Source organism: Oceanicoccus sp. (assembly GCF_029238675.1).
Classification (GTDB): Bacteria; Pseudomonadota; Gammaproteobacteria; order Pseudomonadales; family Dasaniaceae; genus Oceanicoccus.
Map to the genome: position 1 here is coordinate 20,678 of NZ_JAQWFR010000002.1, position 18,140 is coordinate 38,817.

Consider the following 18,140-nt stretch of genomic DNA (forward strand, 5'->3'; position numbering starts at 1 on the left):
TTTACTTTTTTAATTCGTTTCTTCCGCTAACGCGGAAGTCTGGATTCCCGCCTTCGCGGGAATGACGGTTAGTTAAGTAAGGTATTTTTCAATAATGGTGATTAGGCCCGGGAAGTCGATAGGTTTGGTGGCGTAATCATCGCAGCCTGCTGCCATGGCTTTTTCTTTATCGCCGGAGAGCGCATGGGCGGTGAGGGCGATAATGGGGGTGTTCTGCTGTTGTTTGATTTCCCGGCTGGCGGTCCAACCGTCTTTTACTGGTAGTTCCATATCCATCAGAATCAGGTCGGGCTGTTCTTTGATGGCTTTCTCAACCGCAGAGCCACCATTGTCGGCAGTCAGTACAGTGTAATCTCTGCGCTTGAGTCGGCGCGATAACATATCGCGGTTCATCTCATTGTCTTCAACTAATAAAATCGTGGCCATAGCTATTCCTTCACTACTTCTTTATTAGACTCTGTGGTGCCATTGGCTTGCGGTGCAATGCCTTTCAATTCAAAGACATTAATTTCTTTTAGAATGCCCTTGGCTTGTATGGAGCGGCTTTCGCCAATGGACAGCACTGCCTCGCAATCATCCACGGTGGCCTCAGACAGTAATATACAACCGGCTTCACAGCGCTCTTCAATGCGAGCTGTTTGATTAACGGTGTGGCCAACGACGCCATATTTTGCGCGTTTCTCTGAGCCGATATTACCGGCAACCACTGGGCCGGTATTGATGCTAATGCCCATGGAAATTTCCGGCAGATCTTCACGTTTGTTGCGTTCATTAATTTCGTCCATGGCGGCCTGCATTTCCAGGGCGCAGCGAATGGCCCGGTCGCTATCATCTTCGCGGGTAATTGGTGCACCGAAGATGGCGAGAATGGCATCACCAATAAATTCATCAACGGTGCCGTTGTACTTCATGATAATTTCACTCATGGTGCCCAGGTAATTATTTAACAGGCGCACAACGCGCTGTGGAGGCAGTTGTTCTGAGATGGTGGTAAAGCCTCGTATATCTGCCATCAGCACGCTAACTTTACGCTGCACGCCGCCGAGGTCAAGGCCATCCGGGTCTTCCAGCAGGGTAGAGACGATCTCTTCCGACAGGTAGCGACCAAACACGCTACGAATAAAACGTTGGTTGCGTTCCAGTTCATCCCGGTAGAGTTGTTCTTTATTGTGCAAGCGCTTGCGATCTACACCGGCGCTGATTCTGGCCTGCAATAGAACATGGTTAAACGGTTTAAACAGATAGTCTTCAGCGCCAGCTTCTATACATAAAATAACCCGCTCTCTGTCTTTGTTACCGGATACCACAATCACCGGAATGGCCCGTAGGTGCACATCCAGCTTGAGTTGTTGTAAAAGTTCGTCGCCATGCATTTCCGGGAGTATTAAATCCAGCAGGATCAGGTCAACATCATTGCTGGCTAAAATTTCAAACATTTGTTGGCCGCCATTGGCCTCCAGCACATTGTGTTGCCCCTGTTCCAGGTAGCGGCGCAAAATTTCACGGCTTTCGGCCTGGTCGTCAACAATCAGGATGGTACCGGTGACTTTGTTAGTTGGCAGGTATTCGGCGGTGCTGATATCGGCGATATCTTCATCTTTGTCTAGCAGTTGTTGGCAGAGTTCATGCAGTTGGGCCAGTGATTGGTGGAGGGGGAGGCGATTGGCTTCCAGCTCTTCTTCCATCAATTCGCAATACCCCATAATGGTGCCAACCAGATTTCTAAGGTCGTGCCAGATTGTACTATAACTCACTATTTCACCGGCCAGCACGGCCTGGGTGAACTCATCCAGTTTATGGCTAACGGCTTGTAATTTCCCAACATCGCTGGCCAGGTCTGGTCGTTGGTCGCTGCAGAGTTTTTCCAGGCCATGAATCTCTGTTACCAGCTGACGTGACAGCGGTATCCAACTATGAGCCTTGAGAATGGTGGTTATATTTTCCATTGCAGTACTTTGTTATTTGTGTGGCCTAAGTATATATCAGGCATAGGGAAATTGTTGGCTTGTCAACTGGAATATTACCATTCCTGTGCTATATTCCATGACTAATTGCTGAGGTAGACCCATCTTACCCGCAGTGAGTCTTTTACCGCCGACTGGATACCAGGCTGGCCGAAAGGGCGTTAATGATAATGATGGTGCTATAACTTTGATGTCTGACAATAATTACCTATAGATGGCAAAACTATGATACTCGATAAAGTAGAAATCTTTGATGGGCTTTCCCTGCAGGAATTGGAAGCACTTTCAGCAAGCAGTGTGGCGCGTAGCTACCCTAAAAACACGGTCATTATCAATGAAAATGATCATGCTGATTCGCTGTATATTATTGAGTCAGGGCGGGTAAAAGTTTACTGCAGCGATAAAAACGGCAAGGAATTTATTATGAATACCTTGACCGCTGAAGATTATTTTGGCGAACTGGCCTTGTTGGATGACGATAAACGTTCAGCCTCTGTGCGTACTATGGAGAAGTCCAGCTTTTGTATTATCTATAAAGAAGACTTTAACCAGGTGTTAGAGCAACAGCCGAATATTGCCAAGACGTTAATTCGTAACTTGACTCGCCGCGTTCGTAAGTTAACCAAAGATGTTAAAGCGTTGGCCCTGCAGGATGTTTACGGTCGCGTGACCAATGTGTTGACCACTTTATCCACTGAGCGTGAAGATGGTTCGGCGATTATCCCTGAGAAGCTAACCCAGCAGGATATTGCCGATAGGGTAGGTGCTTCCCGTGAGATGGTAGCTCGTATTCTTAAGGACTTGACCATAGGTGAGTATATTAGTTTTGAAGGTCGGAATATTATTCTGAATGGTAAGTTGCCTGAGAATTATTAATCCCTTTATTGGCTAAAGGTCTTTAAAGGGATAAAGCGGCACATCCATAATGTGGCGCTAATTAACGCGGCTTTTTATCGACCCTTTGGCAAATCGAGTATTGATAGTTTGCCCGCTTGATAGCTCTTCAGCGTCGGTAATGACCTGCCCCTCATCATCACTAACAATCGCATAACCTCTGTCCAGCGTGGCCAAAGGACTAACCGCATCCAATAACTGCATCGCATTTTTAAGGCGCAGTTGCTGCTGTTCCAATAAACGCTGTACTTGTTTTTCCAGGCGTTGATACAAACCAGCGGAAGACAACTTAAGTTGTTTGATTTTATGGTCAGGGGTTTGCTGTTGCAGTCGAGAAGCTAACACCTGCAAGCCTAATTGCTGTTTTTGCGATTGATTTTTCCAGCCATTCATTAGCCGCATTTCCAGCTCATCAAGTCTCTGGCTATGTTCCTGCAAACGACTGCCGGGGTGACGCAGACGAGATTGTAAGAAACTTAGCTGTTGCTTATTGGTTTCTAAAGTCAGCAGCATCTGGCGGGTAAGCAATTGTTCAAAACCCATAAAGCTGGCCATCATTTCCTGACCATCGGGGCTGATCAGTTCAGCGGCGGCTGATGGGGTAGGGGCACGAAGGTCAGCCACAAAATCTGCAATGGTGAAATCCACTTCATGTCCAACCGCGCTAATGACGGGTAAATCACTCTGGTAAATCGCTCGTGCAACTATCTCTTCATTAAAGGCCCAGAGGTCTTCCATCGAGCCGCCACCGCGACCGGCCAATATCACGTCGAACTCACGCTTGCCTGATTTGTGGAGGGCATTGGCGGTATTAATAGCGCGAGCAATCTCAGGAGCCGCATTTTGACCCTGCACGGCAGTGGGGAAGATAGAGACTTTAATGCTGGGGAAACGCCTGGCCAGAACGGTAAGAATATCCCTGATAGCAGCCCCGGTGGCGGATGTCACCACAGCGATACTCTTGGGGTGATCTGGGATAGCTTGCTTGATGTCGCTATCGAATAGACCTTCAGCCTGAAGCTTGTTTTTTAGCTCCTCAAAAGCTCTGGCCAAAGCACCATCACCGGCAGGCTCCATATGCTCAACAATCAGTTGATAATCGCCTCGAGCCTCATAAAGACTCAGCTTGGCTCTGGCCATTACCTGCTGTCCGGCTTCAGCCTGGAAGCGGAGCCTGGCATTGCTGCTACGGAACATCGCACAGCGAACCTGGGCGCTATTATCTTTCAGTGAGAAGTACCAATGGCCGGAGGAGGGGCGAGAGAGGTTGGAAATCTCACCTTCAACCCATACCGAGGGGAAATTACCCTCAAGCAGGCGCTTGGCCTGACGGTTGAGTTGGCTGACGGATAAAGTCTCGCGTTTTTTTGGGGTTGGGCTGCTCGGCATGAGCGCTAGTGTAGGGCAAAGTGGCTCTAGATAGAATAAATTCCTCCCCATCCCCCACTGTCATTCCCGCGAAGGCGGGAATCCAGCACTGTAGATTCCCGCCTTCGCGGGAATGACAGAATAAGTCAGTTAATTGCAGTTATTGATTTACGGAATAAAAACAATAGCTTAAAATGCGCGGTTTTAAGTCTTGCAGGGTTTTACCGTCACTTTTGTTTATGGTGAATGGTCTTGTAAGGCTTGGGTCCCACTGGCTACACAATCATCCCTTCTTCTGATGATTGTTTTACACAGGAAAAACTTATGCTGCGAATTGCCGAAGAAGCCCTTACATTTGACGATGTACTCCTATTGCCCGGTTATTCTGAAATAACCGCCAAGGATGCCGATCTCAAAACCCAACTCACCCGAGGTATTCAGCTCAATATCCCGCTGGTGTCTGCCGCTATGGATACCGTGACCGAGTCTCGCCTGGCAATAGCGATTGCCCAGGAAGGCGGTATCGGAATTATCCACAAAAGCATGACCATCGAGCAGCAAGCCTATCAGGTTCGCGCCGTTAAAAAGCATGAAAGCGGTGTGGTTAAAGACCCGATCACCATTCAGGCTTCGGAGCCTATCCTGCGTTTGTTTGAAATACGCGAAGAGTACAATATCTCTGGCCTGCCCGTGTTAGATGGCGACGACCTGGTCGGTATTGTTACCAGTCGTGATGTGCGCTTTGAAACCCATATGGATGACCCGGTTTCCAACATAATGACCCGTAAAGAAGACCTGGTCACTGTGAAAGAGGGCGCAGATCTTGTGTCCGTCAAAGAGCTATTGCATAAAAACCGCATCGAAAAAGTATTGGTGGTTAATGATGATTTCGATCTTTGCGGCATGATTACCGTAAAAGATATCAACAAAGCCCAGACCTACCCCAATGCCTGTAAAGATTCTTCCGGCCAGTTATTAGTCGGTGCCTCTGTTGGTACCAGTGCCGATACCGACGACCGCGTTGCTGCTTTGATTGATGCCGGGGTAGATGTGTTAGTGGTTGATACCGCCCACGGCCACTCAAAAAATGTGATTGAGCGTGTCCGTTTGATTAAGCAAGCTTATCCGGATATTCAGGTCATTGGTGGCAATATCGCCACTGCCGAAGCTGCTCTGGCTTTAGTTGAAGCCGGTGCGGATGCCGTTAAGGTGGGTATTGGCCCAGGTTCTATTTGTACTACCCGTATTGTTACCGGTATTGGTGTGCCGCAAATTTCTGCCATTGGCAACGTAGCAGCCGCTTTAAAAGGTACCGATGTCCCTGTGATTGCCGATGGCGGTATTCGCTTTTCGGGCGATATTTCCAAGGCTGTAGTGGCAGGTGCCAGTGCCATTATGATGGGCAGCATGTTTGCCGGTACTGAAGAAGCCCCCGGTGAAGTCGAGCTTTATCAAGGTCGTACCTATAAGTCTTATCGCGGTATGGGTTCTTTAGGGGCCATGGCCCAAACCCAGGGTTCCAGTGACCGATACTTCCAAAGTGCGGATGCCGGTGTTGAGAAACTGGTACCTGAAGGTATTGAAGGCCGCGTTCCTTACAAAGGGCCACTGGCTGCCATTATTCACCAAATGTTGGGCGGCTTGCGCTCTGCTATGGGGTATACCGGTAGTATCGATATGGCCACCATGCGTACCCAACCACAGTTTGTGAAGGTGACTTCAGCGGGGATGAATGAAAGCCATGTCCACGATGTCAGTATCACTAAAGAAGCGCCCAACTACCCACGTGCTTAATCGCTCTACAATTTGAGAACTCTTTATGTCGGTTGATATTCACGCTCAACGAATTCTAATTTTAGATTTCGGTTCCCAGTACACTCAGCTAATTGCTCGTAGAGTGCGTGAGGTTGGCGTCTTTTCAGAAATTCGTGCCTTTGATATGGATGCCGAAGAAATCAAAGCCTTTAACCCCCAAGGTATTATTCTTGCCGGTGGCCCTGAGTCTGTGACTGAGGGTGAGTCTCCCCGTGCGCCGCAGATTGTCTTTGAGCTGGGTATTCCAGTACTGGGTATTTGCTACGGTATGCAAACCATGGCGGAGCAGTTAGGAGGTAAAGTAGAAACCTCTAACTTGCGAGAGTTTGGCTATGCACAAATAACCGCCCACGGCGATTCGGCTTTGTTTCACGATATTAAAGATCATGTGGCCGACGACGGTTCCAGTCTATTAGATGTTTGGATGAGCCACGGCGATAAAGTCAGTGAAATGCCTGAAGGTTTTCAATTGATGGCCTCTACACCTTCATGTCCTATTGCCGGTATGTACCAACCAGAGAAAAACTTTTACGGTATCCAGTTTCACCCGGAAGTGACTCATACCTTGCAGGGGCAGAGAATATTTGAGCACTTTATATTAGAGCTTTGTGCTTGTGATGCCTTGTGGACGCCTGCGCATATTGTTGAAGATGCGATTGCCACTGTTAAGAAAACGGTAGGTACTGATAAAGTCCTGTTGGGGTTGTCGGGCGGTGTGGATTCTTCAGTAGTAGCGGCATTATTGCACCGCGCTATCGGTGACCAACTTACCTGTGTGTTTGTCGATAACGGTTTACTCCGTAAAAACGAAGGCGATCAGGTGATGGATATGTTCGCCAAAAATATGGGTGTAAAAGTCATCCGCGCCGATGCCGAGGCTGAATTTTTGGGCAAACTGGCTGGTGAATCTGACCCTGAGAAAAAACGCAAAATTATTGGTAATACCTTTATTGATATTTTTGATACAGAAGCTTCAAAAATCCAAAACGTAAAATGGTTGGCGCAGGGTACGATTTATCCTGATGTTATTGAGTCTGCCGCGTCAAAAACCGGTAAGGCCCATGTGATTACATCCCACCATAATGTAGGTGGTTTACCGGAAGATATGCAATTTGAATTAGTCGAGCCACTGCGCGAACTATTCAAAGATGAAGTGCGTAAAATCGGTCTGGAACTAGGTCTGCCATACGATATGGTTTACCGCCATCCTTTCCCCGGCCCAGGTTTGGGCGTCCGTATTCTTGGTGAAGTGAAAAAACAATACGCCGAAATCTTACGTGAAGCCGATGCCATCTTTTTAGAAGAACTACATAATGCCGATTGGTACCATAAAACCAGTCAATCCTTTGCTGTGTTCTTACCGGTTAAGTCAGTAGGTGTAGTAGGAGATGCTCGCCGCTATGAATATGTTATTGCTCTTCGCGCAGTAGAAACTATCGACTTTATGACCGCTCGCTGGGCGCACTTGCCCTATGAGTTATTAGAGAAAGTGTCTAATAGAATTATTAATGAAATCTCCGGTGTTTCACGGGTGACTTATGATGTTTCCAGCAAGCCGCCGGCCACTATAGAGTGGGAATAGTTAAAAAACACTAACTTATTGATTTTATTGATATTATTGGTTGTAAGCACAGGAGGCCAACAGTTGATGCTGTTGGCTTTTTTTTGATAGGTAGCTTGAATATGAATAAATTGTCCCATCCAAGATTATATTATTTTGAAAACTTTAGAGCCTTAGCAATTTTATTAATTGTTTTTGCGCATTGTTACTATGGCTGGGACAGAAACTTGTCTTATGAAAAATTAATAAGTAATGCTATAGATGGCGGAACTATATTGTTTGTATTTATATCCGGCTTTTTTTTACATCGAGTTTTTTATAGAAGAGGTATCGTCTATAAAGATTTTATTAGGAAGAAGTTTGTTGCTGTCGGCGTGCCCTTCATTGTTATGTCCTTTTTATATATGTTTCTGTTTTGGGTAGTTACTGGGAATGTGCCTACACATCATACATTTGAAGAATATTCGATGTCCGAAGTGGTTCTGCTTAATTTTCTCACTGGAAGACACCTCGCTGCTTATTGGTACATCCCTTTTATACTTATCATTTTTTTATTAACTCCGATTTTTTATTCATTTATAAAGCTTAAGCCGTCTTATCAAATATGGATAACAAGTATTTTGCTTGTGTGCGCATCATTTTTTTGGCGTCCTATATATGGCATTAATCCAATCCATTCAGTTTTATACTTCGCTCCGTTTTACTTTCTCGGAATAATTTACTCTCTTAATGAAACCAAATTTATTTATTTCTTAACTAAGTACAAAGTTGTTCTGTTTTTTTTATGGCTGCTTTCTCTTTTGCTAATGTTAAATTTTGGGCAGATTGGAAACGCTAATAAAATAAATCCATTTAGTTATGAGGGGGTTGATTTAATGGTTCTTCAAAAGTCTATTATGATATTCTTAATCATTGCTCTCATGTATAACTATGCAAATCAAAGAATTAGTTTTCTAAGCCTTATTGCAGATTATAGTTTTCCAGTTTTCTTTATACATGGCTGGGTTATATTGTTATCTAATTCTTTGTTTGATATTGAGTCTCATAACTTTATCGAGGTATCACTCAATTTTGGGTGTGTCTTCTTCGTATCACTGCTTTTAGGTGTAGTTGCCAGAAGGGTACTGGGCAGAAATTCGCGTTACTTTGTTGGTGCTTAGCTTGATAAGTGTAATAGGAAATAATCAACGTTGCTACTGAGTAGGAATAGGTGATAGCTTAGCAATATGCCCACAGACCAAGACCATATGCAAAAAGCCCTGGCGCTTGCCGCCGTTGCCGCTGAACACGGTGAGGTACCTGTGGGTGCGGTGGTCGTTGTTAATGACCAGGTTGTTGGCGAAGGTTGGAACCAGCCCATACTGAGCAACGACCCCACTGCCCATGCCGAAATCGTTGCCCTGCGTAATGCGGCCGCCAACCTTGCTAATTATCGCCTGACTGATGCCACTCTCTATGTCACTATCGAGCCTTGTACTATGTGTGCCGGGGCCTTAAACCACTCTCGTATTAGTCGCTTGGTCTATGGGGCTACAGAGCCTAAGTCCGGTGTGGTTGAGAGTAATGGCTGTTTGCTTAATACGACTTACCTCAATCATCGTCTAGAGACCGTAGGCGGCGTACTCGCTGAGGAGTGTTCGGCGCTTATGTCTGAGTTTTTCCAGCGACGCCGGCAGCAGCAAAAAGCAGAGAAAAAGAATAGTTAGTTTACGGGGAATCTATAACTGTTTTTACTAATTTAAGTCTGGCTTGGCAGATCAGGGGCGCCAGGTTAATGGGGTATAACAATAAATGAAGATTTGGGGAAGCCAACTTACCGTAGCCGCCAAGCTTAACCAGCTGATTTTACTGACCACGGGCATTGCCGTTATCGTTGTGACGGCAACGGAGATGGTGACTGATTTCCAGGAAAGCCGCAGCAAAGCGGTGTCTTTAATGGATAGCCATGCCAGCGTTATCGGCAGTAACAATACTGCAGCCATCGTCTTTGATGAACCATTGAGTGCTCGCCAATCCTTAAAATCACTGGAAGTCGTCTCGGGTATTATGGCTGCAGCCATTTACACTGGCACCGGTAGCTTGTTTGCCAGCTATGTGGGTTCCGAGGATCTGGCTATCCCTGCTGTAGCCGAAGAAGGCTATACTTTTAATGCTGGTTATGTGGATCTATACCAGGCCATCATTCTGGATGGCGACAATATTGGCACCATCTTTCTACGCTACGATATGTCTGAAGCCTATGAAGCGCTTTTGCAAGAGCTGTTTATGGATTTGGGGGTGGGGCTTTTAGCGATGCTATTGGCAGTATTCCTGGCTCACCGGGTGCAGCGCAGTATTACCGAGCCGATTCAGGCGCTATCAAGCACCGCCCAGCATGTTTCCGATTACGGTGATTATAGCGTCCGGGCACCAGTGATCAGCAATGATGATATTGGCCAGTTGACCACTGCAGTGAATACGATGCTGCAGCAGGTGCAAGACCGCGATAGAGAATTGGCAAACACCAGGGATCTGCTGGAGCAGCGCGTTATTGAGCGCACCGCTGAGCTCACCATTGCCAAAGACCAGGCGGAAGCCGCCGTCCGTTCCAAGTCCCAGTTTCTGGCAGCCATGAGCCATGAAATAAGAACGCCCTTAAATGGGGTGATTGGTATGGCATCCCTGGTGGCTGGCAGTGACCTTGATGAAGAACAGCAAGACAGTATCGATTCGATTCAAAGCTCAGCCGATGCGTTGCTGGGCATTATTAACGATATCCTCGACTTCTCAAAAATTGAGGCAGGTAAGATGGGCCTTGAGTACATTCCTTTTAACCTGAGAACCGCCTTTGAAGATCTGGCCGAGGTGATGAGGTTAAAAGCTGCGGAAAAGAATATTTACCTGCAACTGCGTCTCGCCAAAGATCTTCACGAAAACGTCAAGGGCGACCCCGGTAGAATTCGCCAGGTGATTATGAATTTTATCAGTAATGCCGTTAAGTTTACTGCGGTAGGTGGGGTGATGATTGATGTGTCTGCAACGCCTTTGGCCAATGGCAATCAGTTGTTTCGCTTTGCGGTTGAAGATACCGGCATTGGTATTTCCTCTACTAACCTGGAGCATCTGTTTGAGGAGTTTTCCCAGGCTGATAGTTCAACCACCCGTAAATATGGTGGCACCGGGCTTGGCTTAAGTATCAGTATGCTGTTGGCAAAATTGATGAATGGTAAGGTCGAGGTTGTTAGCCGGGAGGGAGAAGGGTCGGTATTTACCTTGCTGCTGGAATTGGAGACGGTGCCCGAGCCCGCTATCGAAACAGCGGCACTGGAGCATACCGCTGGCCAGAATATCCTGATTGTGGGTGATATCACCGGGCGCCATCAATTAACCGCCGAATGGTGCCAGCGCTGGGGTATGCACACCCAAGTGGTTGAAGGTGCCGAGCAGGCGATGGAGGCTCTGCAACAAGCTCATAGCAGTGGCAAGCCTTTTAATACCGTGATTGCCGATGAGGTAATGGAGTTGCTCAATAGCCTGAATATGGCCCGGAAAATTCGCGAACACGAATCATTCAAGCAGACGTCTCTGCTGTTAATTGCCATCGGCCCGCTTGGCGGCAAGGGGCGTATTGTAGAAGAGGCTGGTTTTAATGGCTATTTATCCAGGCCGGTAAAAGAAAGTCATTTACGCAGGGCGCTAATGCAGGTCAATCAGCAATCTACCTCAGGGGCTGAAGAATTTATTACCCCCTTTACCTTTACCTACGCCGGCCACAAAGAGAACAAAATTACCGTCACTGATGAACGGGTTCGCATCCTGTTGGCTGAAGATAATATTGTTAACCAGAAAGTAGCGGTGCGCATGTTGGAAAAGCTGGGTTGCGATGTTGATATCGCCGAAAATGGTAGCGAAGCTGTCCGCATGTGGGGTCAACAGCGCTATGATATGATTTTTATGGACTGCCATATGCCAGTGCTTGATGGTTATCAGGCAACAGAGGAAATTCGCCGTATTGAGAATGGTGAGAGACATACCCCCATTGTCGCCCTAACAGCCAATGCCCTTGAAGGCGAGGCCCGGGTCTGCGCCGATGTCGGCATGGATGGTTTTATTACCAAGCCGGTTAGAGTGGGGGACCTGGAACCAGTAATTATCCACTTCACCCAGAATGAGAAACAATGACTTTACAGCGTTTGTCACAAACCATCGGGTTCTCAAGATGGCGTTCAGTATTACTGGTGCTGGTGGCAACCTTTTTCTTATCCTCGTGTACCGCGAAAATATCTTACCACTTTCTCGACTGGGTGATTGCCTGGTCGGTGGACGACTATGTCGACTGGGATCGAAATCAGCAAGTTGAGTTTGACCAGCGCCTTGAAGCTATTTTGCTATGGCATCAACAAACTCAACTACCAGACTATAGCCGTTTAATCAGGCAAACCCAGGCTGATTTACAGCAACCTCTAAGCGAAGCCATACTGCGCCAACACCTTGAAGAGATGACGGCACTTTGGACTGATTTGCAGCGGCGGCTGGAGCCTGATGTTATTGCCTTGATGTCAACCTTAAGTGACAGGCAGGTTCGAGGTATAGAAAAGGAATTAAGCAAGGTTACTGAAAAAATAGAAAAGAAGTATTTGCCCATTAATCGGAAGACGATAAGCAAAGACCGCATCGAGGGTGTTGAGAAGTTTATGCGCGGTCTTATCGGCCGTTTAAATGAGCAGCAGGAGCAGGCTATTCAAAACTGGAATGATAATTTAGCGAATTCCACCGCTGCCTGGATTGAAAGCCGAAAACGCTGGGCCAATCAGTTTGTCGCGGCCCTGGATGCCAGGGATAAGCCAGATTTTCCTGACCGAATTAACCGTTTATTTGTCGACCCGCAGAAATTATGGGATGAGGAATATGTCCGTTTAACGGAAGCGAATATGACTAATGGCGTTAATCTGGTATTGGCTTTGCAGCCTACATTAACTGAAAAACAATGGGCCAGGCTCAATAAGGAAATGGATCAGTGGGCACAGGTTTTTGATGAATTGGCTGCCGAGGTTAATCAGCAGCCGGGCTATAACCCATACGAAGCGGAAAACAAGGACAATGACGAGTAATAATTCACCCAATATTAAGATGGGCTCCTCATGGCTAAAGGTGATGGGGGATGAGTTCGAGCGGCCCTATATGCAGGCCCTGAAAAGTTTTCTAAAGGCAGAAAAACAAGCGGGTAAGGTGATCTACCCGGCTTGTAAGGATTGGTTTAATGCGTTCAACACCACGCCCTTCGATAAGGTAAAGGTAGTGGTGTTGGGCCAGGACCCTTATCACGGCCCGGGGCAGGCCCATGGCTTGTGTTTTTCGGTATTGCCGGGTGTGCGTATCCCGCCTTCTTTGTTAAATATTTATAAAGAGATTAATAGCGATTTGGGACTGCCAATCCCCGCTCATGGTTGTTTACAGTGCTGGGCTGAGCAGGGAGTGCTGTTACTTAATGCGACGCTAACGGTAGAGCAGGCCAGCGCCGGTGCACACCAAAATAAGGGCTGGGAGCAGTTTACGGACCGTGCTATTGCCGAGCTCAATAATCAGCGGGAAGGTTTGGTATTTTTGTTGTGGGGCAGCTATGCCCAGAAAAAGGGGCAGTTAATTGATAGCAATAAGCATTTGGTGCTGAAAGCGCCGCACCCTTCGCCGTTGTCTGCGCACCGAGGCTTTTTGGGGTGTGGTCATTTTTCGCAGGTGAATGCTTATTTAGCTGATGCGGGGCAACAGGGCATTGATTGGTCAATAAACTAACTGTCTCCCGCCCCCGACAAAAGCACTCGAGGGCAGGCTTCGACGAAAATGACTAACGTCATTCCCGCGAAGGCGGGAATCCAGCGCTGTTGATTTCCGCTTTGGCGGAAATAACAGCATAAGCATGCAGTGTGGATTCCCGCCTTCGCGGGAATGACATTTTTTTAGTGGAATGACATTTTTTTAGTGGAATGACGTTTTTTTAGTGGAATGACGTTTTTTTAGCGGAATGACATTTTTTTAGCGGAATGACGGTTAGTTTATTGCAACAGCGCCATAGCCGCTTTCATTTCCTCAGATAAATCCTCAACCTCATGAGAATTCACCTCGTGGGATAAGCCCAACCGGTCAAAGGCGCTGATCGCACTCCAGTCCATATGAGTTAAAGGGTGGTCAGTGCCAATATAACTTTGCAAATTAGCAACCAGCACCACATCGGCATAGTCCACGGTATCTACTTCCCGGTCAAACTGTATATGTTCTTCAGGTACCCGCTTTAACAAATCCGGGAAGTCCCAGGTTTCAAGGATTTTACGGCCAATTTCCGGGTTAGCCATTTCAATTAGCTTATCCAGCATCGGGATATCTTTAAGGAGCTTACGGTTGTCTTCGGCGTAAGTCAGGATAGGCAGTGCGCCTATCTTGTGGACCAGTCCTGCCAGAGTAGCCTGATCGGGCTTCAGCTTGGTGAAGTGGCGGCAAAGTACATGGCTGATGCCTGCCACTTCTGTGCTGCGAGACCAGACATCACGCATTTTTTTATCAATAATATCCGAGGTGGCCTGAAACATTTGCTCCATTGCCAGTCCGGTGGCCAGGTTGGCGGTGTAATCAATACCCAGTCTGCTCACTGCCATTTTTAAATCTTCAATTTCCCGGCTGGCGCGCAACAATGGGCTATTGGCTACTTTGATAATGCGGGCCGACAAGGCGGGATCATTGGTAATAACCCGGGATAATTTTTGAATGTCGATATCCTCATTCACCGCTGCTTCCCTGACTTGCAGCGCCACTTCCGGCAGGGTGGGCAAAACCAATTGGTCGTTTTCAATGGCTTTGATAATGTCATCTTTGATCGGGAGAATAAGTTCGTCCATTCTGGGTCCTTGTAGATTGGGGCAGGGCGCTATCTAATCATTATTAGTTATAGCATAAGGTAGCGAGAGTACCTCAATAGTTGCGCGATCTGTGCCGACCACCACAGTTCCTTGCTCGACTTCTTTGCTGGTGATGACAGCCAGTGCTTCACTATGTGTGTTATCCAGATTGACGCTATTAACGATATTACCAACGCTCTGCTCACCGGTACTGTAAAGATCAGTACCCGGAGTTAAATCCTGTGCTGCTACCTTAATCCGGTACATCGGGCGTTTGAGTTTGCCCTTGTACTGCATACGAGCAACCACTTCCTGGCCGGTATAACAGCCCTTGGTAAAGTTAACCGCGCCGGTGATTTGGTAATTCAGCATTTGCGGGATAAAACGATCGACGGTATTGGCGCTGACTTCAGCAAGGCCCAGGTGGATAAGCTTTAATTCCCAGTGGCGTGAGCTTTGCAGTTCCAGCCCCTGGCTTAACCGCGGCCAAAATACTGCCAGTTCCGAGGTTTTAATCCAGCATTCAAAGAGTTTTCCGTCTTCATCGATTTGCAGTGCCAGGTTACCTTGATGATTAACGACCTGGTGAACGTCACAGGGGCAGGCGGCAAAGGCGTTGCTAACAGCTGCTTTAGCCTGATCGCCACAAAGGCCAATAGCGATATAGTCTTCGCTGGCGTTCTGTTGTTCGGCTTTAGAGAAGACGATATATTTGCCAAATACAGCCTTGGTAGATTCAACAATATCGGCGCGCATTCTTAGCAGGTAAGTTTCGGCATCGCTTTGAGTCAGTTGAAAGCTGCTAATCATTCGACCTTTGGGCGTGGTATAGGCACCGGCACAGCTAAGGGCTGCATCTACCTTGCTAACATCACAAGTGGTCTGGCCCTGCAGGAATTTAGCGGCGTCCGCCCCAGCTATCGCTAAAAAACCGTAGTGACTGAGCGGAGCGATAAAGTTGTTGGCTGCTGATGTCCCGTTGTCATTGATAGGGACACTAAGCGCTGCAAATGCAGGGTGGAGAGGGCTGTTGGGATGGTCGCTCATTGCTGCATTACCGAAGGATTAAAAGTGAGCCGCTATAGTATGTCTTTGTTTTGCAACTGTCAGCTATTGCTATGCAGTTTCGCGTATCGTGAGCGGATTAATCTCGCTATAATGCCTGCCAGCTAAAACCAATCAAGGAAAACCCGCGTTGATGATTTCTGATAGTGACTACAATCGCCTGCTATGGGCAAGCCGTCGAGGCATGTTAGAGCTCGACTTGATAATGGTACCCTTTGTGGAGAACTGCTTTAAATCACTGGATGATGTCAACCAGCAGCGTTTTATCGATTTATTGGAATGTGAAGACAATGACTTGTTTGCCTGGTTTCTGGGGCATGGTGAACCAGAAAATCCAGAGCAGGCTGCGATTGTTGAGCAAATCATTGAGTACTCTCGCTCAAAGTCCAGCAACTGAGAGTCATTCCCGCGAAGGCGGGGATCTAGTAGCCTGCAGTCTGGATCCCCGCCTTCGCGGGAATGACTGAATGGTAGTTGGCAAAGGAATGCCTTATGAAAACACCTGCTTTTACTTTATCTATTACCCCTTCTAAATGGATCGCAAGCTATCTGATAGTCTTGCATCTCCTGTTATTGCTATCGTTGCATTATCTGGCCTTATCAGGTGTATCAATGGTGTTGATCTCTGTCGCTATGGTGGCGCATGGTTTGTATAGTCTTTGGAGATATTGCTCTCAGCGACATCCGGCCTGGATTAATGGCCTTGAATATAGCCATCAGCTTTGGTTGTTACATCGAGTCCGGGGCCCAGAGCGAGCTCAATTAAAGTCGGCAACAGTATGGCGACGAATGGTCGTGTTAAATTTTCGTGGAGAAGGTCGCTGTTGTTCTTTGGTCTTACTAGCCGATAGCACCAGCCCGCAACAACTGCGCCGGTTGCGGGTGATGCTTAAACATCGGCCCGTTTATAATGGCCTTATTCCTTGATCGCCGGATCAAGAATCGTGTCCCTGGCTTCATTAAGGGCTTGTGGGTAATCCAGTGTGTAGTGTAGCCCACGGCTTTCTTTGCGGTCGATGGCACAGCGAATAATTAACTCGGCCACCATCGCCAAATTACGCAGCTCAATTAAATCGTTAGAAACTTTGTAATTACGGTAATACTCATTAATTTCTTTTTGCAGAAGTTTGGCTCTGCGCAGGGCCCGCTGCAGGCGTTTATCGGTACGAACAATACCGACATAGTCCCACATAAAACGGCGGACCTCATCCCAGTTGTGAGAGATCACTACATCTTCATCGGAGTCGGTCACTTGCGATTCATCCCAGGCTGCAGCCGTAGTTGGCTCTGGCGCGGTGGCATGTTGCTCGGCAATATCCGTGGCGGCTGATTGGCCGTAGACCATACACTCCAGTAACGAGTTACTGGCCATACGGTTGGCACCGTGCAAACCGGTAAAAGAGGTTTCACCAATCGCATATAAGTTGGCAACATCAGTACGACCTCGACTATCAACCACAACGCCGCCGCAGGTGTAGTGGGCAGCAGGGACGACAGGAATAGGATCGCGGGTAATGTCGATGCCCAATTCTAAACAGCGGGCCTTAACCGTTGGGAAATGATGCAATAAAAATTCAGGGGATTTATGGCTGATATCCAAATAGACGCAGTCACTGCCCAAGCGCTTCATCTCATGGTCAATCGCGCGGGCAACAATATCCCGCGGGGCTAATTCACCGCGCTTATCAAAGCGTTCCATAAACCGCTCGCCGTTAGGTAATAACAATTTACCACCTTCGCCGCGAATGGCTTCCGTGATTAAAAACGATTTGGCCTGCGAGTGATAAAGGCAAGTCGGGTGGAATTGATTAAATTCCATATTCGCCACACGACAACCTGCACGCCAAGCCATGGCAATACCGTCACCGCTAGCGCCGTCCGGGTTGCTGGTATAGAGATAGGCCTTGCTCGCGCCACCGGTCGCTAGCGCAACAAACTTAGCCTGAAACACATCCACATGATCGCTTTCACGGTTAAGCACATAAGCACCCTGGCAGCGATCCCTATTCATAATCAGATTGATCGCCACGCGCTGGTTATAGATATGAATATTAGGAGCTTCCATAGCGCGCTGGCCAAGGGTTTCTGACACAGCTCTGCCGGTAGCATCGGCGGCATGAATAATACGTCGCTGGCTGTGGCCGCCTTCTTTGGTAAGATGAAAGGATTGTTGCTGATCGGTATTACGGCTGAACTGTACGCCTTGGTCAACCAACCATTTAATCGTATCGCGGCTGTTTTCAACGGTAAATTTCACCGCATCGCTATGGCATAAATTGGCACCAGCGCTCAATGTATCACTGACATGGGAATCTACACTGTCGCGGTTATCCAATACTGCGGCAATACCACCCTGGGCATAGAAGGTAGAGCCTTCATTAAGCTCGCTTTTGCAGATAACAGCCACCTGTAAGTGCTTGGGCAGCTGAAGGGCCAGTGTTAGCCCGGCAGCACCGCTACCGATCACCAGGACATCGTGTTGGAAGTGTTTGTTCATAGTCGACTAAAAATTGGCTTAATATTAAGCGAAGACCCTAAAAAGCGGGTAGTATAAACCTCCAGCGCCAGTTTGTGGCAATCAGATACGTTTTTTTTGAAGGTAAT

The 18,140-nt window shown here is 47.5% G+C and carries 16 protein-coding genes; 10 read left to right on the forward strand and 6 right to left on the reverse strand.

The annotated features are described in order from the left end of the window. Positions 1–72: 72 nt before the first annotated feature. Both P8H32_RS00330 and P8H32_RS00335 read right to left on the reverse strand, forming a co-directional pair. Positions 73–426, reverse strand: coding sequence for a response regulator (locus P8H32_RS00330; RefSeq protein ID WP_297293096.1), 354 nt, complete (start codon positions 424–426; stop codon positions 73–75). Between the two features lie 2 nt (positions 427–428). After that, positions 429–1,946, reverse strand: coding sequence for an adenylate/guanylate cyclase domain-containing response regulator (locus P8H32_RS00335; protein ID WP_301088166.1), 1,518 nt, complete (start codon positions 1,944–1,946; stop codon positions 429–431). Positions 1,947–2,192: 246 nt separating this feature from the next. Here P8H32_RS00335 and P8H32_RS00340 point away from each other — a divergent pair, with 246 nt between their 5' ends. Next, positions 2,193–2,840, forward strand: a complete 648-nt coding sequence (locus P8H32_RS00340; RefSeq protein ID WP_297293102.1) for a Crp/Fnr family transcriptional regulator — start codon at positions 2,193–2,195, stop codon at positions 2,838–2,840. 57 nt (positions 2,841–2,897) lie between these two features. Here P8H32_RS00340 and xseA read toward each other — a convergent pair whose 3' ends face one another. Beyond that, the gene (gene xseA, locus P8H32_RS00345; protein WP_301088167.1) at positions 2,898–4,247 is read right to left on the reverse strand and encodes an exodeoxyribonuclease VII large subunit; all 1,350 of its coding nucleotides are present in this window, start codon (positions 4,245–4,247) and stop codon (positions 2,898–2,900) included. 303 nt (positions 4,248–4,550) lie between these two features. Here xseA and guaB point away from each other — a divergent pair, with 303 nt between their 5' ends. From guaB to ung, 7 genes are all read left to right on the forward strand, one after another. Continuing rightward, a complete protein-coding gene (gene guaB, locus P8H32_RS00350; protein WP_297293093.1) occupies positions 4,551–6,020 on the forward strand; it encodes an IMP dehydrogenase in 1,470 nt (489 codons plus the stop codon). Positions 6,021–6,045: 25 nt separating this feature from the next. Continuing rightward, positions 6,046–7,623 carry a glutamine-hydrolyzing GMP synthase gene (gene guaA, locus P8H32_RS00355; RefSeq protein ID WP_301088168.1) on the forward strand — a complete coding sequence of 526 codons (1,578 nt, stop codon included), beginning with the start codon at positions 6,046–6,048 and terminating at the stop codon, positions 7,621–7,623. Positions 7,624–7,724: 101 nt separating this feature from the next. After that, positions 7,725–8,762, forward strand: coding sequence for an acyltransferase (locus P8H32_RS00360; protein WP_301088169.1), 1,038 nt, complete (start codon positions 7,725–7,727; stop codon positions 8,760–8,762). Between the two features lie 66 nt (positions 8,763–8,828). After that, positions 8,829–9,308 (forward strand): tRNA adenosine(34) deaminase TadA, encoded by a 480-nt coding sequence (gene tadA / locus P8H32_RS00365; RefSeq protein WP_297293370.1) that lies wholly within the window; start codon positions 8,829–8,831, stop codon positions 9,306–9,308. Between the two features lie 85 nt (positions 9,309–9,393). Next, positions 9,394–11,763, forward strand: a complete 2,370-nt coding sequence (locus P8H32_RS00370; RefSeq protein ID WP_301088170.1) for a response regulator — start codon at positions 9,394–9,396, stop codon at positions 11,761–11,763. Further along, positions 11,760–12,692, forward strand: a complete 933-nt coding sequence (locus P8H32_RS00375) for a DUF6279 family lipoprotein (RefSeq protein WP_297293368.1) — start codon at positions 11,760–11,762, stop codon at positions 12,690–12,692. Before P8H32_RS00370 ends, P8H32_RS00375 begins: the two co-directional genes overlap by 4 nt. Then, positions 12,682–13,374, forward strand: a complete 693-nt coding sequence (gene ung, locus P8H32_RS00380; RefSeq protein ID WP_301088171.1) for a uracil-DNA glycosylase — start codon at positions 12,682–12,684, stop codon at positions 13,372–13,374. The genes P8H32_RS00375 and ung overlap by 11 nt, the downstream gene beginning before the upstream one ends. A gap of 260 nt (positions 13,375–13,634) precedes the next feature. Here ung and P8H32_RS00385 read toward each other — a convergent pair whose 3' ends face one another. Together P8H32_RS00385 and P8H32_RS00390 are read right to left on the reverse strand one after the other, a co-directional pair. Continuing rightward, positions 13,635–14,471 carry an HDOD domain-containing protein gene (locus P8H32_RS00385; protein WP_301088172.1) on the reverse strand — a complete coding sequence of 279 codons (837 nt, stop codon included), beginning with the start codon at positions 14,469–14,471 and terminating at the stop codon, positions 13,635–13,637. Between the two features lie 33 nt (positions 14,472–14,504). Then, positions 14,505–15,518 (reverse strand): folate-binding protein YgfZ, encoded by a 1,014-nt coding sequence (locus P8H32_RS00390; RefSeq protein WP_297291255.1) that lies wholly within the window; start codon positions 15,516–15,518, stop codon positions 14,505–14,507. Between the two features lie 151 nt (positions 15,519–15,669). Between P8H32_RS00390 and P8H32_RS00395 the strand changes: the two genes are divergently transcribed. Further along, on the forward strand, positions 15,670–15,933 hold the full coding sequence (locus tag P8H32_RS00395; RefSeq protein WP_297291254.1) for a succinate dehydrogenase assembly factor 2: 264 nt from the start codon (positions 15,670–15,672) through the stop codon (positions 15,931–15,933). Positions 15,934–16,028: 95 nt separating this feature from the next. Beyond that, on the forward strand, positions 16,029–16,463 hold the full coding sequence (locus tag P8H32_RS00400) for a protein YgfX (RefSeq protein ID WP_297291253.1): 435 nt from the start codon (positions 16,029–16,031) through the stop codon (positions 16,461–16,463). On the opposite strand, the gene nadB is transcribed toward P8H32_RS00400, so the two are convergent. Further along, on the reverse strand, positions 16,453–18,033 hold the full coding sequence (nadB, locus tag P8H32_RS00405) for an L-aspartate oxidase (protein WP_301088173.1): 1,581 nt from the start codon (positions 18,031–18,033) through the stop codon (positions 16,453–16,455). The genes P8H32_RS00400 and nadB overlap by 11 nt on opposite strands. Positions 18,034–18,140 lie beyond the last annotated feature (107 nt).

Excerpts from the sequence above, each read along its gene's own strand:
- P8H32_RS00330 (WP_297293096.1), bottom strand. The coding sequence starts at position 426 with ATGGCCACGATTTTATTAGTTGAAGACAATGAGATGAACCGCGATATG.
- P8H32_RS00335 (WP_301088166.1), bottom strand. The coding sequence starts at position 1,946 with ATGGAAAATATAACCACCATTCTCAAGGCTCATAGTTGGATACCGCTG.
- xseA (WP_301088167.1), bottom strand. The coding sequence starts at position 4,247 with ATGCCGAGCAGCCCAACCCCAAAAAAACGCGAGACTTTATCCGTCAGC.
- guaB (WP_297293093.1), top strand. The coding sequence starts at position 4,551 with ATGCTGCGAATTGCCGAAGAAGCCCTTACATTTGACGATGTACTCCTA.
- guaA (WP_301088168.1), top strand. The coding sequence starts at position 6,046 with ATGTCGGTTGATATTCACGCTCAACGAATTCTAATTTTAGATTTCGGT.
- P8H32_RS00360 (WP_301088169.1), top strand. The coding sequence starts at position 7,725 with ATGAATAAATTGTCCCATCCAAGATTATATTATTTTGAAAACTTTAGA.
- tadA (WP_297293370.1), top strand. The coding sequence starts at position 8,829 with ATGCCCACAGACCAAGACCATATGCAAAAAGCCCTGGCGCTTGCCGCC.
- P8H32_RS00370 (WP_301088170.1), top strand. The coding sequence starts at position 9,394 with ATGAAGATTTGGGGAAGCCAACTTACCGTAGCCGCCAAGCTTAACCAG.
- P8H32_RS00375 (WP_297293368.1), top strand. The coding sequence starts at position 11,760 with ATGACTTTACAGCGTTTGTCACAAACCATCGGGTTCTCAAGATGGCGT.
- ung (WP_301088171.1), top strand. The coding sequence starts at position 12,682 with ATGACGAGTAATAATTCACCCAATATTAAGATGGGCTCCTCATGGCTA.
- P8H32_RS00385 (WP_301088172.1), bottom strand. The coding sequence starts at position 14,471 with ATGGACGAACTTATTCTCCCGATCAAAGATGACATTATCAAAGCCATT.
- P8H32_RS00390 (WP_297291255.1), bottom strand. The coding sequence starts at position 15,518 with ATGAGCGACCATCCCAACAGCCCTCTCCACCCTGCATTTGCAGCGCTT.
- P8H32_RS00395 (WP_297291254.1), top strand. The coding sequence starts at position 15,670 with ATGATTTCTGATAGTGACTACAATCGCCTGCTATGGGCAAGCCGTCGA.
- P8H32_RS00400 (WP_297291253.1), top strand. The coding sequence starts at position 16,029 with ATGAAAACACCTGCTTTTACTTTATCTATTACCCCTTCTAAATGGATC.
- nadB (WP_301088173.1), bottom strand. The coding sequence starts at position 18,033 with ATGAACAAACACTTCCAACACGATGTCCTGGTGATCGGTAGCGGTGCT.